The organism is Sphingobacterium sp. 1.A.4 (assembly GCF_002734245.1).
GTDB lineage: Bacteria > Bacteroidota > Bacteroidia > Sphingobacteriales > Sphingobacteriaceae > Sphingobacterium > Sphingobacterium tenebrionis.
In genome coordinates this window covers 38845-55857 of the sequence record NZ_PEAZ01000085.1, presented here as the reverse complement: position 1 = coordinate 55857, position 17013 = coordinate 38845, and the positions used below count along the sequence as shown (strand labels likewise).

Genomic DNA, 17013 nt, shown 5'->3' with positions numbered 1-17013 from the left:
AAGAACCGAGTAACTTCAATTAAAGAGTCTGCAACCTATTCCGTTTATCGACAGGGTGATGGAACTCCAGGTTCAACATGGTTTTACTACTTTGTTAATGGTGTTCTATCCGAGGTAAACGAAGGACAGAGACGTTCCGATATTATTATTCAAAACAGATATTAACTTAAATATCTTTTCTAATGAGAACATTAAAATACTTGTCCCTAACAGCTTTATTCGCAATTTCACTTTTGGGGAGTTCAGAAGCAAGTACTATTTTACCATACAGTCCTAAGAAATATTTACTAAATGAAGGTTATTTGTCTTCATCCATAGAATACAGATTGGATTACATCAACTTTATGACTTGGGATGATAAGTTAACTGATTTTTATAAGCTTCAGAATCCTATATATTTTACTATTAGAGAAGGTGTAATAACGCTTTCGAACAGTTATAGTAAAACAAGGGTATTCAAGATAATCAATAAGGAAGATACAGATATGGGAGTAAAATATAATACTGAAAGTGGTACAATAATCTCTTTACTGGCAACTGCGGATGGAATTATGTTTTTCCTTGAATCGGATGTTTCTGGAGTGGCTTTCATGGGTATTAGAATCAATTAAGTTCTAGTTCTATAATTACAGGGGAATATGTTAAATAACAGATTGATTAGAATCTCAATCAATCTGTTATTATTTATTTTCAATTAAACTTTCAATATGGATACTATAGATTTTGATTTCAAAACATCTGGTTATGACTTAACAGGTGAGCCAGAAGATGATTTTTTATACAAAGGAAAATCCTACGGTTGTATAGCTGGTCTTCCTTCGATTAATTTACCAGAGGATAAACTCGTCAAATTCAAAAATCAAATGGGTAATTTCAATTCTGCGTACCATGCACCATACACATGTAAATGGAAAATTGAAAATGATAAACTCTATTTAATCGGCCTTTCCGGCACAATTGTAAATTCTTATTCAGTTTTACCAAATGATATTGATGATTATAAATCAATCGATCTAAATTATTTGTATCCAGAACAAAAGGAACTTTTTGCAGAATGGTATTCTGGTAAGATCAGCTTAGTATCGGGCTTCTATGAGATTTTCAGATATAGTAAGGATGGAAAACGAGTTTTTCCAAAGGTTCTTTATTTAACTTTTGAAAATGGAAGAATCATGAAGGAGGAAATTGAACATAATTCTCTTCCATTTCGGGATAAAATGTTTCAATTTATTAAGTTCATAATTGTATTGCAGGTTTTTGCTTTAACGCTAATTTTTACCCCTATTGATTGGCTAAATGAAAAATTAAAATCTCTTAAAAACATTTGAAACTGAGAGATAATAGTTTGAAAGATATTTTTACCCTAGAAGGAATTCAAAAGCCCCACAAAATATAAGGGCTTTAATTTTCATTTGATATTCTTTATTATGAACCTATTTAGTTAATAACAAAATCATAATCTAAGAACTTAGTTTAAATTATTGTTAATAAATTTCACCAGCGAATCTGGTTCTTTCACTTTACTATATAATATTTGAAAAACATTTTCTTCCTTAATCTGAATAGTAACCTTTGGTTTAGGAATTTTAGTTGTTGATTTTCTGTTAATTTTACTAACACCACTAGAAACTATTGGAACCTGTATTTCAACTAAATGTTTAATGAACATGAACATAAATGAAAGATCATATTTACCTCTTATATATTTTTTATCATTCGCTTCGGAGGCTAATTTGGTATATATAAATTTAATTTCACTGAAATTATAATAATCTCCGTCAATTTTATCCCTAATATATTCAAAATGGTTACTGTAATTACTTAGCTTTTTCTTTATTAAATTTCCATTGCTATCAATTTTAAAAAGATCGGACGGATTAATATTGTTAAAAACAACATTATATTTATTAATCCTGCAAAAAATCATCCATGAAGAAATCTTTCGAAGATATTCTTTATACTTAGTATATGTTAGCCTAAATTTTTCAACTAAAGAAGTTATGATATTATCATTATCAATTTGACAATGGTGAACGATAAATTTTTTAAGAACATTTTCATCTGTTAGATAATTTTCAATAGAGTAATGATCTGTGATGTAAATATTGCTATCTATTGTTCTTTTAGCCAAAATATATTCATCAAAATCTTTGTCAATGAAAAACAATACTCTTTTTTTATCATAAAAAGACCAATTCAATGCATTATAATTATCTAAAACATTTTTTTTACCATTACAATTTATAAATTTCAAATTTTCTTCATTAAAATATTTTTCTAAAAATTGTGAGTAAAACAAAATATCCTCATGCCCCTCAACAAAGCAAAATCTAATTTGATTGTTCCTAGAATACTGTGTGAGAAATTTAATATAAGATGATTCTGGTCTATTTATAGATTCATCTAAAATTTGCAATAAATCCATATTAACTAATAAATTCTTCTAAAGAGTGTGTGTACTTCCTTAAGCCATTTTGAAAAATAAAAGGCGAATGAGTTACAGAAAGAATGCCTTTGCAGTTTCTTAAATTTAGAATGTCAGGTAACAAGGTTTCTTGCCATGGAACTGACAGTGATAATTCAGGTTCATCAATTATCAAAAAATAGTCTTTTTTATTTAAAATTAAATGTGTAAATAGAGATACAATTTGCTTTTCACCGGAAGATAAATCCTTAAAATCTATTGATTTATTCTCAACATCTTTTTGTAAAAACCACTCTTCTATATTAGCTAATGTTGTGTTAAAATCTTGTAGACTATCCTTATTTTTCAATTTAATTTTAACATTGAATTCATCTTTATTATATTCTATAGACTTTTGATCTCCAAAATATTTATTGCAAATTTGAACAAGCAAATTAATATCAGCTTCCTCTTTCTGTTGAAAATCATAAATCTGAAATAATTTCCAAACGAAGTGAGCATTAATTTTATCCTCAATACTGTATCTTGATTTATATCTTAGGTCTTCGACAAATTCAACAAGATGTTTTTTTCCTTCAGCGCTAATTACATTATCTTCGAGTCTTTTGATTATATAAGATAAAGCATCTGAATCGATTTGTTCAATCTTTGATGCATCAAAAGTTTCATAGCTTTTCTTTAAAATATCATCAAGATATGATCCTATTAAATCTGTATTAAGTTTGTCGTAAAAAAAATTCTTTAGTTCCGCACATCTATTGTTAATTTTCTTATTAACATCTGACATCCCAAACTCAACTAATTCTAAAAAATAGTTATTCTTTAATTTTTCAGACCTACTGTTTGTATAATCGAATTCCTTAATGTTATTTTCTAAATGAGGAAAAATGTTTTTCAAATCCTTTTCAATTCTTCGGTAAGTTGGCAGGTAAATAATTTGAGTGTTTTCAAATATTTCACTTAACTTTTTCTCAAGATTTTTTATTTCATCATGCTTGCCAAATTCAAATTGTAATTGCTGAATATCGAATAAATACTCTCTTAAATATCTTGGGTTAATACCAACTTCATGAGAGAGAAGATCTAATTGGTAATTATCTAAATTTATTAAATTTGATAAACCGAAATTTTTAATAGCATCTTCCAATATTGTGATTGAATCTTTACTTAATCTTTTACTTATTCTTCGGTCTAATTTAGAATTTTTAATAAATGTCTCTTTATTAAAAATCAGCTTTTCAATACCGACCCAGAGTATTATTCTATCAAAATCATAGTCAAGTAATTTATTCCATTGCCTAGATAAGAAATAATAAAATAAATTAACTAAAGTTGTTTTTCCAGAACCATTTCCAGAAACAAGGATAAGCTTATTATCTTCAAACAGAATTTCATATGAATTATGTTGATGAAGATTTTCAACTCGGAATTTTGTTATTTTCATTCTATCTTTTATAGGTTATAAGGCATTCCACTCACCATTATAGGGGAATAAGATACGCCAAACCAAGATATAAATAAATTGTGTACTTACACAATCTATTTATATTGCTTCGCAGTTTGTCATACTTATTACTTCTATAATGATTCGTTTCATAAAAGTTTCTTTGTTTTTTAACTAGGTATTGCATACCTGGTTAAAATCCAACCACTTTTAGAGTTTGGCTCGCCTGCTGATCACTCAGGCTTCGATGTTGTCACTATTTTTGATATTCCCATCGCACAATCCTTTTCAAAAATACCGCCAACAGTCTTCGTATACTTCGTATATATCGTTGAATCATGCTTGCGCATTTCTCTTCAACGACCTTCGTTCAACTCGCAGTCGGCGAGCAGCAATAATATATTTACACTATTTCAATAGATCTTGATATCGATGATATTGTTCACAAAAGTGTTTAGCTTTCCTTACATCACTTATATAGTATAATTCATTAATCCCTGAGATGGTTTGTATTTGTATTGAACCATAAGACACAATTGGAATTTGAAAATTATCCACAAATCTTCTGTCAGGCGAACCATCTTTATTAACCCTATACCATGTTTCTCCCAATACAATTGTATCAGTGGGAATATTTTGCCTTTCTTCTAAAAACCTTATTTCTGAATATTTGATGATCAGATCATTATAATCAACAATAGCGATATCCTCATGATTCTTGAAATAAATTATAAATGATGGATAAAAATAAAAATCACCCCCATTAAAGTTTTCAAAACAAAATGATTTTTCATTTGTCAAAATTGATTTTATCGAATCAAATTTAAATCTTACTTCTGATCTTTCCATTGTGGTTCCAGCAGCCGCTTTGGTCTCAAAATTTCGTTCAGAATAAATCATATCCCATATTTTATGTGAATATTTTAAGTCTGTAAATGCGCTTATTAAATCTGAATAAGCTTCCTTTACCATTATCTGATCGAACTTAAAATTTATTTTCAAATAGGATTCCTTCTCAACTTGTTTAATTGATAAAAGTTCATCTCCCTTGATTGCGATTTGTTCATTTAATAATCGAATTTTATTCTTGAATAGGAAACGGAAAAAAGACTTCTCAAGTCTGTTAAGTTTATTTTTAAGTAATGTTATTTCTAATAAATATTTATCACCTTCATCGGAGATTACCCTTCGCTGATGGTGCAAACTTATCATACTTTCTCTTATTTCATTAAAATTATCTGAATTCAGTCTTTCAGTATTAAAATGACTTTCAATTTTTCCGTATTGAACTTTGTTAAATAAACTTTCTAGTATTTCTGTTGCAAATTTTCTTCCTTCTTCTTTGGCAGCTTCTAACTTTAAGCTTTCAGATTCGGATAAATTAGTGTTAAAATTATTCCTTTTAACAACCAATAAAATTTCAGGATGAATAAATACATTCTTCATAGGTAATTTTTGGTTAAAATTGTTTTGGTTAATATGATTATCTATTTAAAGATACTAATAATATAATCCATTGATAGCATTTTATAAATTCTTAAAATTTCATAAGAATAAACTCTATCCTCTAACTTATTAAATCATTAATTAGAGATGACGAAAAGTGTGACGAATAAAAATTTAAGGAATGTAAAATACCTATTGTTATTTACGTAAATTTGTGCTTAAGACATCGAGAAACAAAAATAGAGCAATCAACGTATGTTAATTACTCTATTTGGCGGAGAGTGAGGGATTCGAACCCCCGAACCTGTGACAGTTAACGGTTTTCAAGACCGCCGCATTCGACCACTCTGCCAACTCTCCGCGACAAAAGTAGAAATTTTCATCCGTTCTCCAAAACTAAATTAATATCCCGCTGAAAATGAGCCCAATTATTTTTTTTGGTAATTTTAAGCTATTTTACATTTCAAATTACCTTGTGAACTGAGGACTGGAACGAACGAAATGGAGAATTACATTAAAATCATCGAAGAATATCGAAAAACCCAAAACAACAACCTTTTAACTGTTTTTGCCTGTAAAAGCAATAATGAAAAACAGCCAGAAGAACTAAGGGACCAGAACTATTGGCCGAGGGTTCGATTGATAAAGACTTTATGGGAAAACTATACCGCAGCCGACAAACCACTCCTAAAATGGTTGATAAAAGAAGAGGTTAAAGCGCAGCAGGAATGCATGATGCCGGTATACGCCTTAGATATTGCTGCCTATATGCTCTACAAATACATGGATCTATCCGATGTGTTCGACCTGTTCTTTGCCAAGTTCGCTTCTAGTAATGAATTCTACCTGGACATCGAGCTGGTATTCGGCTATAACAGAGTGGAAACCAAACAGTATCTGCAAACCGAAGGTGCCGACCAACCATATGCCAAGGACATCCTAAAAACCATTGAAGGTTATGAGGATGCCCTAAGTCAAGGTGCCATTTACAAAGATCGTGATGCGTACATGAAATACTTTGAAGAACGTAAAATAAAAATCCTATTCAATGAATTGGAAAATGCGAAAGCATTCTATAAAGAATAAGATCAAGCAGTTTTTTCATCAAAAAACACGATAAATTGGGTCGGATTAAGTCCGGTTTTATCCTTGATGCTCTTCGCAAATTTACCATAGGAAGAAAATCCAGATAAAGCCGCCAAATAAGTCAATTTGAAATTGCGAGCTTCCTCTACCGTCCGCAAATAATGCTCCAGATAAGAAATCCGTAGGTTATTGATGTAATTCGGAAAATCAGCGCCTTTGTTTTTATTCACCACAAAGGATAAGTATTTTGTATTACAACCTATTTCCTTCGCTGTTGACCCTATGGAACAGGCAGGATTTAAAAAAGCTTGATGTTGTTCCCAAGATTCCAAAGCTCTTAAAATCCTTGTCTCCGTTTCCAGGTTCATGTATTCCTTTTTCTGACCGTTAATTAATGCTTCCATAAGCAGAAAATTTGTGTTTATATTTTGTTAATTATTTAGTTTGTTCTTCATCAAATCGCATATAATAGCCCTTGTTATTGGCAGTACCATCTACCAGGTCTTCTATATTGCCGTTCTTTTCCTTTTCCATCAGGAATAGTTCTTCATAATCCTTCGTATACATCGCATCAGGCACCACGTTGACATCGAATACCAATTCCATTTTTTCCAGCTTTTCGAAATTGCCATAGAGCTCTATCCAATGCTTCACAAAACCTACATTCTTTGTACTGTTATAGGTCATGCTGATGAACCCCTCTTGCCCTGCCGGAATCGTCTTGGTCGTATTCTTATTCAAGACGATGCAACCACAGGAAGTTATAATGTCCGTGATGATCAATGGTGATTTTCCGATGTTCTTCACCTTGAATACCACATCCAGATCCTGGCCCGTTTGGATAGGGTAATAATGTCTGCCATTATCCATTATTTCCAAACTGGTCTTTTCATTTTTAGGGTTAAAACAGGCATTTAGCGACATCAACCCTATAAATCCTATAAGCAGCATGTTATTTTTCATATCCAATCTTTTAATCCAATATTTGTAGTTCATCAATGGCCAATCTTTTGTTCTCTTCCGACGCCTTCTGTATGCGAACCAATAACGGTTTGCTCAAGTCCACGCCTTGAAACGGAATAACAATCTCCTTTACCGGAGAATCCTCTTCCTTGATTAAGCCGAATTTTAATTTGTTGATAAGCTTTCCTGATTGATGGATTTCAATTGTCGTTGGAACATTAAAACGATGCTTTTCATTAACCAAAAAACGGATAAACATCCCTTTTGTCCCTTGCAAATCATTAAAATTCACCTCAAAAGCTATATCCTCATTCGAGGTAAACCATCCTTGCTGATAATCCTGCGGAAAACCAAGAATACCATTCAAACAGGTATGTAATGCTTCCTTATTATTATCTCCAGGTTGAATCCATTTAACTTGCGATGCTGTCAACCGATTTCTTTGCTGTCCCCATCCAGAATAGGATTTCCAAGCAACTAAATAATTGGAGATATCTCCATCAGCCTCCTTATACATCTTAATACCATTAGCGGAAAAACCAGCTCGTAGATCCTCCACTATCTTAAGGATGTCCGCCTTAACGCGAACCTGATCATTTTTTATTTCAAATGCTCCGCCGGACTCCAATCCCTTTTGATAGGCCAATTGCAGCTTACTAAAACCCATTCCTAATAGGAGTTTTTGAAGTTTTTTCCTTTCCAATCCTGTAACTTGTGGTAAGAGCTTCCCCAGTTCCTTGTAGCAGTTTGCGAACCTGTCCTCCAATAGATAAGTCTTTTGTATGTCGGCAAATCCGGCATACATACCATATCCCTTGCCTTGAAAGGATTGCTTTTCCTGATCGATCAGATACAAAGCCAGGATCGAAGCAGATTTAGGATAAAAGCGATGAAGATAGGCGCGCAATAATTGCTCAACAGGTAGGTCTACATCATTCATCAATGCGGCAGCTACATAGGTTTTAACATCATCTAAACTGCTGTAATCATAGCCACTGGCATTCAGAAAAATTCCCTTTATCCTCATTGCCTTAAAATCCTTCCATTGCGCTTGCATGCTGAGCAGGCTTGGCTGTACCGTCAGGTAATCATCGAAATTCATCGAATAATCCCAGAGGTACACCTTGGAGGATTTTAATGTCCAGGTATTAACTTTCTTCTTAAAAGCATTAAATTCTTTGGCATCTTTGAAAGAGCCCCCCTTGGGTAAGTCAATGGTGCTTAATAACACACCTACGTTGCTGGGTAATTTCCCTTTTGGCGGCGATTTAACTGTTCCATAGACGGTAGTAAAGAATTGATGGTTGGGAAATAGGGCACTGATTTTCCCCAAAAAAGCAAATACAGCTGCCGACGCATCTCCCACCTTATTCCCGGCAGCTGTACATGCCTCGCATGTACATGCGATGGCATTATCTTCAGGGGCAAGCATGAAATGATTTCCATGTCCAAGCCCCCCATCACCATAATTATCAACGATATACGCTTTTGTTTGTTCCAATAGATCAGGGCTGGAAAAGCATAATTGCTCAGGCATAGGTTTTCCATCCAGCTTTGCATGGTTAGCCTCCCTTTTTTCAACAACCTTGCTGAGGTTGTGTCCCCAGATCCCCCAATCTGCATCCAACTGATTCGTCCCTAATATTCCTGCATAATCACTATCGGTATTGGGTTGATAGTGAGGCTCGCGGTATGAAAAATCAAAATTTCGAGCCTGATCTTTAAAATCTATATAGGCAGGTGGAAGATCTTCATTCTGGATATAATCATTGGCTTCCCCTATCCTATCAATCAATTGATAGATCAACCAAAGCATGGTCCTATTATCTTTGGCAGATAGGTTTAAGGCCGCCTTACCATTTTTTATCTCATAGTCAAAAGGTAATTCCGGATTTACCTGGATATGCAAATGGAAATAGCCCTGGGGAGGATTTTCTTTCTGGCGCATCCGGAGGATTACCTTTTTATCATCAGAGCGTTTCTGTAAATGGGTAAATAAATAAGAAGCCCATCTTTCCCCTTCGGTTGTACCGTCATCGCTGATCAGAAAACCTTTCGCACGAAGCTGACTGTAGGAAGGTTGACAACCTAACATGCCTAAAAACAAACTGATCAATATGATATTAAAACGAAACATTGACTTGGAAATAGAGATTATACAGATTTCGATAAGGGATTTCATAGTTATGGGTTTCATAGTTGTACCAGGTACCCAATACACCTGCAGAAATATGTTTACTGACCATCCTGCCTACACCGGCTCCAACCATCGCATTCATCACCGAAAAGGAATTGATGAATTGATAATTGAGAAGCATCACGTCGGGACTATTCCCAATATTAGCCATGGCCATCAAGTAGTTTTTAGGATTATTCATATAATACCTACCCTGCAAGCCCACATTGTACAATAGATGGCCATCCAAAAAGAATTGCATGTATTTGGCATTCAATCGGAAGGAATTGATTTCCTTGGTCAAACCCAGAACACCGTTGTATAAATGCTCTTCCGTATACAGTTGTCGGTAGCCAGCTCCAAGTTCAAGTTCCCAATCATTTTTAAATTGTCTATAAACAGATGCATTGAAAGCTGTTTTTGGAAAGTATTTATTGGAAATCGCCGCATCTATTTTTGTAGCCCATTTTGCATCCCAAGCTCTTCCCCATTCCAGCTGTCCCTGTATTCCTTTGCCTTCCGATCTGCCAGAATAATTGATCCGACCGATAAAAGTATTGACTCCTTCAAATCGGCTATATTCAAAGGTAGAGATGGATTGAATGGTATAATTATCGCCAAATCTAGACCTCAGGTGGTAAAGTCCCACTTCGTTCTTAAAGTCTTTTTGATTCAGAAATTGTAGATGAGCCTTAAAATCTTCCAATTCCAGCAGGGAAGGTTCGTAAAAACTTTGGTAATAATAGGCCGAATCGTACTGCTTCAGTTTTTCGTAGGCCAATCCTTTGAGGTATTTCAGTTCCTTATCCTGTGGTTTATAGTAAAGAGCTTGATCGGCCACTGCTATCACCTCCTTATCGGCCTTATTTTTCAATAGGTTATTCGCATAGTCGGTTGAGAATTGTACAAAGGTATTTCTCACCTCTTCATGATAAGGATATAGCGCAATTTCCTTTTTCACCAAATCGTATGCCTCTTGAATATTCGCCCCATTCAACAATTGCGCATTGGCAAGTTTTAGTTTGAAAGGTATATCCTGTGGATAAAGGTTGCTGGCCATTTGTGCATGAGCTAACATCTCCTCTTTCAATCCCAATTGGTTGGAAAGATTCACCCCATACATCAGGGCATATTTATCCTGCGGACAATGTTGCAACCATCGCTTGGTCCATTGGTAAGCTAGGGGATAATTCCCTTGTTCGTTGGCCAGTTTGACCATCTTTAACATCAGGTCGTTGTAGCCTGACACATAGTTTTCCCGCTCAACCGGAGAAACCTCCGCAAGAACTGATTCGTAAATCTCTGCTGCGCGCTCATATTGCTCCTGTACTTCATATATTCCCGAAAGCTTTATTTTTAGATCCACATTTCTGGGATCAAGATTTATTTTTTCCTGCAACAGCACGATAGCATCTGAAAAACGACCGGTTTGGTAATAGGCATTGTAAATACTGTTCAACGCATAATCCCGTTCTTCAGCCTCCCCATAATTCAATATTTCGTTCAATTTGGGAATAGCTGCTCTATATTCATTTGCCGCCATATCGGCACGGGTTTCTTCAATTAAACTGGCAACATAAGCTGCTTTAATATCTGTATCATTTGGATGCTGAAGGAATAGCGATCTTGTCAGTGATCTTACTTTATTCTTATCAGCCTTTAACCGATAGATATCCAATTCCCGAAGGGATAAGGCCTTATCCATGCCCCGCACATTGGCATAGGACCTTAATAGATGTAAAGCTTCATCATATTGTTGATTGGCAATGGTCTTATTCAGCACATGCGGAAATGCTTCCACATTTCCAGGATCAGCTTCCAGAATCTTTCCGTACAAGGTGGCCGGATCTTTTGCATTGGCATGCCGTGCCGCCTCCAATAAGAAATAATTATATTTCGTACGGTTGATGCCCGATCCACCCTTCGATTGGGCCTGAAGTAGACTTAGGATCTCATCGTATCTTTTATCATGTTCTAAAATGCTGATCTTCTTATCCACCAAACTTCCATTTCCTGGAAAATAGGTCAAGCCCCTATCCACGGTCGACAAGGCTGCATAATAATCCCCAACCTTTATGTAGTTATTAGCCAATTCATGGTATAAGGCCAATTGATTGGGTTTCTCCTGGATCAGAAGCTTGTTCACAGCAATTGCATCTTCGATCTTACCTGATTTCCGAAGATCGTTTGCCTTCAGCTCTGCTTGATAATTCCTTTCGGCTTCCAATTCCTTATCATCAGGGAAGATCTGGGAAATGCGTTTTAATAAACGATCCGCTTCTACATGGTTGCCTTGAAGGCGGTAAAGATCAATCTTCTTTCGCCAAAGCCCTCTCCAATAGGGATTCACTTCTAATAGTTCATTTACGTAACATATTGCACTGGAATACCTTCCGGTTTCCATTTCTACTGCTACCAATAAATGCTTCGCATCCACATTGCCTGGATTAAAGGCCACGGATTTATTCAATTCGAAACGGGCTTTATTATAATCCTTTCTCAACCAATAATATTTTCCCAGGAACATTCGTAAGTCGGAATCCTTCGGTGATTTGGCAATTTGGAGGTCCAAAACCTGCTTGGCCTTATTGAGATCACCCTTATTCAAAAGTCCGGCAATTTGCTTGACAACATCTTCCTTATCGCTGATATGAACTTTTTGCTGTGCTTGTACGGAGCTAATTCCGCCAAGCATCAAGAAGATCAAAGTCTGCAATAGAGACATGGAAATGGTATTTGAATATTTCTTTAACGTATTCATTTAGTATATGATGGTATTGATGAATGAATTATGCAGCTTTTGAAGAAGATTTATCCTGACTGTTCTGTCCATTGAACCCTTGCCTGGTCATGGTTCCCCATTTAAAGTTTTTCTGGGTGAGGTATTGCCAATATCCTCTCAGCGTAAAAATCACGACAAAGGGATGGTATAGCAGGGCCTCAAAGGCAGAAAAAAGCACCAGACGAAGGTATTCATTCAGATTACGGTATAGTTTTCTGAGGGAAATATCAAACACAATGGTGATGGTGGATATACTGATCCCGATGAGGTATACATAGGCCAACATCAGCCAAAACGTATTGAAATTGATCTGTTCGGTATAGAGCAAAAAGAGCAGGAAGAAGAAGCCCGAGAACTCGATGATGGGAGCCATCAATTCGAAGAAAAAGGCATATGGCATGATAATAAGTCCCATTCTTCCATATTTCCTGTTGAACAGAAATTTTCGATGAACAAAGAATATCTGCAACAAGCCCCTTCCCCACCTTGTCCTTTGTCGCATTAATACCTTTAGGTTTGGAGGCCCTTCCGTCCAACAGAGCGAATGGGGCACTTGCACAATCTTATAAGGTAATTTATGCTCTCTTTTATAGGCGATAAGACGTAGGGTCATATCCATATCCTCGGCATGGGATTTCGTATCAAAACCTCCACAGCTGATGACCGAGCTTTTTTCAAAAAGCCCGAATCCTCCCGACACATTCGGAATGGCATTAATGGCTGACCATCCCATCTTGGCCACCAAATAAGACCGCAAGTATTCTGTTTCCTGAAAGGTCGGAATAAAATCTGCGGGAGGTCTGATACGCGTAATTTTCCCATCCCTAAAATCACATCCATTGGCCATTCGCATCGTAGCTCCTACTGCCAGGACTGGAATATCTGAATCGAGTACTGGAAGGATAACCTTGCTCAAGGTATCGGGTGAAAGGATACAATCCACATCCGTATTGATGAAGTAATCATATTTCGCAACATTCACCCCGGCATTCATCGCATCGGCCTTCGTACCTCCATTTACTTTATCCACTACAATTAGTTTATCGTACAGGGGGTTGACGGATTTAAAGGTCCTTTTAAAGGGTTTACATGCCACTTTTTCCATGTAAGCGTAAGGAACTTCGATCAGTTCAAACCTGGAGATCATTAATTCTAACGTGTTATCCGTACTACCATCATTGACAATAATGATTTCATAAGTTGGATAATTCAAGGAAAGCAATGACGTAATACTGTCCAAAATGATAACTTCCTCATTAAAAGCAGGTGCAACTATGGATATACCAGGAGCTGTTTCGGGATAGGTCGTCAGGATATTCTCTTCCCTTTCGGTATACCTTACCCGATTCCTTAGGATGTTGTAATATCCCATAAAGGCAAGGACAAAATAAATCAGGGTGATGGCCGTCGCATAGAAGAAAATAGCATAGCCATAAAAATTGAATAAAAACTCAAACATGACCGATGTATTAACCTAATTGATAATTAACCTGATCGAATATCTTTCGCTCAAATTCATTAGAGTTCGTGGAAAGATTAGTAAGCCGAAGTTTTCCTTCTTCCCCAAACTGCTTGATGGCATAAGCCAAATGAACCTTTTGTTCATTATCTGTAGTTCTGAAAAACTGATTGGTCAGAAAATCGAGCCCTATTTTGGTTTTGAATTTTGCAACCGCATTAATGATTGCCGTTTGGATCTCTACAGGAGAGATGCTATACATATCGAAAATCTCATGTTCCACCTCCTGGCGACCCAAATTTCCTAGGCTTTCAATAATTGCTGCTCTAACCAATTTGGATTCCTCATTTTTTAATAATCCCTTTAGGAATTCGGCACATTCCATTTGGTTGAAAAAACCGATCTCTTTTATCATAAATGCTTTGAAGGCATGGTTTTTAGCATGTTGAACCCACCTTGATAATAACGGCAATGGTCCCTCAGACTGGCGCCCCACTAAGAAATGGTGAATCATGATCTCATCCAGGGCATTAAAATCCGTATCAAAACTTTCTTCCAAAAATTTGAACGGATCTATGTTATCATACTTCATGACGGCCGCCCTAGCCTGTTTTCTTAATCCCTTATTCTTATGGTTTGTAGAGCGCATCAACACCGATGTTGTCAACCCATTACCCAAATTATCTAACTTTCTTAAGGCGATATGTCGTCTCTTGGAATTATTTGACATCAATTCAGTTTCCCAAAAACTAGGTATGTCCAGAACATGGATGATGGAACGGTAGTTATCCTCATTTACAATTTTCCCTGCTTCCTTCAATTCATTGGCGGTATTTAAGATCAAATCCGTGATCTGGATCTTGGTTTTATTATTCATTCGTAGAATAACGTCCTCAAATTCTTGAAAAACCCGATCCTCCCCATATTTCTCGTCGGATCCCAGCATAGCAACAAAACGATCCTTTACTTGTCTAGATAATTTTGCAAAATCCCTTTCCTTTTTCCGTAAATTCAAATTGATCCATACAAATCGAATTAAACTGAGGATATAAATGAATATCAAGCCCATTACAATTAATACAGTTAATCGGATCACGAATGGATAACCCATAAACTTATTTTGTAAGTAGAATAGGTAATACTGTAGGTAAAAACTTAATTCCATAATCTTGTTTGTTTTAAAAGGTGATTAAATAGTTGGTCATTTTAGATAAGCGTTTTCTTGCGCGTTTTAAATAAGATAGCGTATCAAAACCGACAGTTCAAAATTACCATGTATGGGAAGGAAAATATGTCTCAATAATTGGATAATCTGCAAGATGAATTTTTTGAGACATCATTAATCAATAGGTAACTATCTGTATTTCAATTGTTTTTAATAAATCACAGTTCATCAACCGGATATTTACCTATTTTCCATAATTAATAAAATTTGCATTGTTTTAGGACAATTTATGGCAATTAGATAGTCTCTATAAACGGATATTATTCATAAAGACGCAGTAATTTTTACGTATAAGCGGGAAAAATGAGGAATATGGGAAAAATTGGCAGGAAGTTTCAAACTTTCAATTAGGATAAAAATGTCCAATTATGGGCAAAAAGTTTCTAGGAAACGGGAATTTCGGCTTGGGTGGACAGTATAGGTTTTCCGATTTTTTAAAAAGGGCTGCTTAAAAATGAGATTTTAGAATGGTTTCTACCTTTTCCTAATCTCAATAAATCTCATTTCTTTTATTTTCAATATATTGGGAAGGTGGTATACCAACAACGGCTTTAAAGGCCATGGTAAATTTACTATGCGAAGAAAAACCAGAAAACTCTGCTAGGTAGGATAGTTTATAATCCAACATGACCTGGTTTTCACTTAATTCTCTGATCAGGAATTGAATCCGAAGATGAAGAATATAGTCGTTGAAATTTTGGTTTTTATATTTTCGTATAACGTATGAAACATATTTTTGATTAGAGTGAAGTTTATGCGCCAATTTGTTCAACGTAATATTTTTATCCAAATAAAACTGCTCATTTTCCATCTGGTTCAAATCCTTCACCAGCCTGTTTTCTGTATCCAATGAAATATTGAGGTCGGTTTCCATATTGATTTCCTTCATCAGGATCTTTGGAACCAAAATAGGTTCATCTTCGATATTCATGTCGAAATCCATCACCTGATCCGATTCCCGGGTAGGATTATTATCCAATCTCCTTTTCAAGATGATATAAATGACGCTGAACACAGCTAGACTTATCAATAGCGACCAAACAAGGATAAGATTCCGTTTGCGACTGATCAAATTCTGATTGTTTAAATCTTTGATCAATTCATCAGAAACCGCTATGGAATATTCTGTTTTCTCTTTTAATATATTAGCATAATCATTAAAATAGGCATTAGATTGTTTATGGTCATTGATTTTTTGATAATATCTGCCTGAAACAAGATAATAAGGTTCTTTAAAATCCATTCGATTGAACTTCGTTAAATACGGCTTAGCCTTTCCCAAATAGGATAAAGTAGAATCCAATTTTTCTGATTTAAGATAAGCTTCAGCTTTGCCTAGATACATATATGCCCGAAAATTACTCTCCATACTTCCCAAAAGACGGGTGGCGTTGTCAAACTGATTGATTGCTTGTTCGAATTTTAATAATTGAAGATAACATTGCCCCATGAGGTAACTGAAGGAAGAATTAAATAGGATCGTCTGTGGCGTTTGGACCTTTATCTGGGATAAAGCGGATTTCCCTTGCTCCAATTTTTTAATACCCGCAATAAAATCTCTTTTGTTCATCAGCTGCAAAGCTTCCTCTTGGATGATGTGTATTCTTTCCTCCTCAAATAAGGTTGTGTCTTCAATGGAGTTCTGGTTCTGATGGGCTATCTCAATATAACGTTGGGCTTCCACATTCAGACCCACTTCCCGAAAATTTTCGGCAAGGAAAATTGAATTCTGAGTCGCCAACTCGTAATATCCAGATAATTCGGCCTTGCGTTCGGCCAATAACCCCTTTCTGATCGCCCGAACATAATCTTTCGATTCTTTATATAAACTGGCAAGTAAGATTAGGGCACTAATCTCTTCTTCAGCACTTTCCGCTTCGGTGACCAAGGAATCTGTAAGCCGGATGGCTGCTCGGAGGTCTCTATCTTTTAAATCTTTTTGAATGTAACGGAGTCGTTCTTCAAAATTCCCCTCCTGAGGGAATCCTTTCATGGGTACCATGAGTC

13 protein-coding genes and 1 tRNA gene are annotated in these 17013 nt (G+C 35.5%); 3 read left to right on the top strand and 11 right to left on the bottom strand.

The window, feature by feature from the left end; genetic code table 11:
- The first annotated feature begins 182 nt into the window (after positions 1 to 182).
- Both CRJ00_RS14460 and CRJ00_RS14455 read left to right on the top strand, forming a co-directional pair.
- Positions 183 to 611, top strand: a complete 429-nt coding sequence (locus tag CRJ00_RS14460; protein ID WP_099367468.1) for a hypothetical protein — start codon at positions 183 to 185, stop codon at positions 609 to 611.
- 96 nt (positions 612 to 707) lie between these two features.
- Entirely contained in the window at positions 708 to 1328 is a 621-nt protein-coding gene (locus CRJ00_RS14455) for a hypothetical protein (protein WP_099367467.1), read from the top strand.
- Between the two features lie 140 nt (positions 1329 to 1468).
- Here CRJ00_RS14455 and CRJ00_RS14450 read toward each other — a convergent pair whose 3' ends face one another.
- From CRJ00_RS14450 to CRJ00_RS14435, 4 genes are all read right to left on the bottom strand, one after another.
- Positions 1469 to 2425, bottom strand: coding sequence for a DUF4435 domain-containing protein (locus tag CRJ00_RS14450; protein ID WP_099367466.1), 957 nt, complete (start codon positions 2423 to 2425; stop codon positions 1469 to 1471).
- Between the two features lies 1 nt (position 2426).
- Positions 2427 to 3869 (bottom strand): AAA family ATPase, encoded by a 1443-nt coding sequence (locus CRJ00_RS14445; RefSeq protein WP_099367465.1) that lies wholly within the window; start codon positions 3867 to 3869, stop codon positions 2427 to 2429.
- A 408-nt stretch (positions 3870 to 4277) separates the two neighbouring features.
- Positions 4278 to 5315, bottom strand: coding sequence for a hypothetical protein (locus tag CRJ00_RS14440; RefSeq protein WP_099367464.1), 1038 nt, complete (start codon positions 5313 to 5315; stop codon positions 4278 to 4280).
- Between the two features lie 272 nt (positions 5316 to 5587).
- Positions 5588 to 5675: transfer RNA gene (locus CRJ00_RS14435), tRNA-Ser, on the bottom strand.
- Positions 5676 to 5816: 141 nt separating this feature from the next.
- On the opposite strand from CRJ00_RS14435, the gene CRJ00_RS14430 reads away from it, so the two are divergent.
- Entirely contained in the window at positions 5817 to 6401 is a 585-nt protein-coding gene (locus tag CRJ00_RS14430) for a hypothetical protein (RefSeq protein WP_099367463.1), read from the top strand.
- 2 nt (positions 6402 to 6403) lie between these two features.
- Here CRJ00_RS14430 and CRJ00_RS14425 read toward each other — a convergent pair whose 3' ends face one another.
- From CRJ00_RS14425 to CRJ00_RS14395, 7 genes are all read right to left on the bottom strand, one after another.
- Positions 6404 to 6805, bottom strand: a complete 402-nt coding sequence (locus CRJ00_RS14425) for a helix-turn-helix domain-containing protein (RefSeq protein WP_099367462.1) — start codon at positions 6803 to 6805, stop codon at positions 6404 to 6406.
- A gap of 31 nt (positions 6806 to 6836) precedes the next feature.
- Complete coding sequence (locus CRJ00_RS14420) at positions 6837 to 7364, bottom strand: DUF1573 domain-containing protein (protein ID WP_099367560.1); 528 nt, start codon at positions 7362 to 7364, stop codon at positions 6837 to 6839.
- 10 nt (positions 7365 to 7374) lie between these two features.
- On the bottom strand, positions 7375 to 9501 hold the full coding sequence (locus CRJ00_RS14415; RefSeq protein ID WP_180268499.1) for a DUF4838 domain-containing protein: 2127 nt from the start codon (positions 9499 to 9501) through the stop codon (positions 7375 to 7377).
- Positions 9488 to 12301, bottom strand: coding sequence for a YaiO family outer membrane beta-barrel protein (locus CRJ00_RS14410; protein WP_099367460.1), 2814 nt, complete (start codon positions 12299 to 12301; stop codon positions 9488 to 9490). Before CRJ00_RS14410 ends, CRJ00_RS14415 begins: the two co-directional genes overlap by 14 nt.
- A gap of 28 nt (positions 12302 to 12329) precedes the next feature.
- Entirely contained in the window at positions 12330 to 13781 is a 1452-nt protein-coding gene (locus tag CRJ00_RS14405; RefSeq protein ID WP_099367459.1) for a glycosyltransferase family 2 protein, read from the bottom strand.
- Between the two features lie 10 nt (positions 13782 to 13791).
- Positions 13792 to 14946 carry a HEAT repeat domain-containing protein gene (locus tag CRJ00_RS14400; protein WP_099367458.1) on the bottom strand — a complete coding sequence of 385 codons (1155 nt, stop codon included), beginning with the start codon at positions 14944 to 14946 and terminating at the stop codon, positions 13792 to 13794.
- A gap of 550 nt (positions 14947 to 15496) precedes the next feature.
- Positions 15497 to 16999 (bottom strand): helix-turn-helix domain-containing protein, encoded by a 1503-nt coding sequence (locus tag CRJ00_RS14395; RefSeq protein ID WP_180268498.1) that lies wholly within the window; start codon positions 16997 to 16999, stop codon positions 15497 to 15499.
- Between the last annotated feature and the right edge of the window lie 14 nt (positions 17000 to 17013).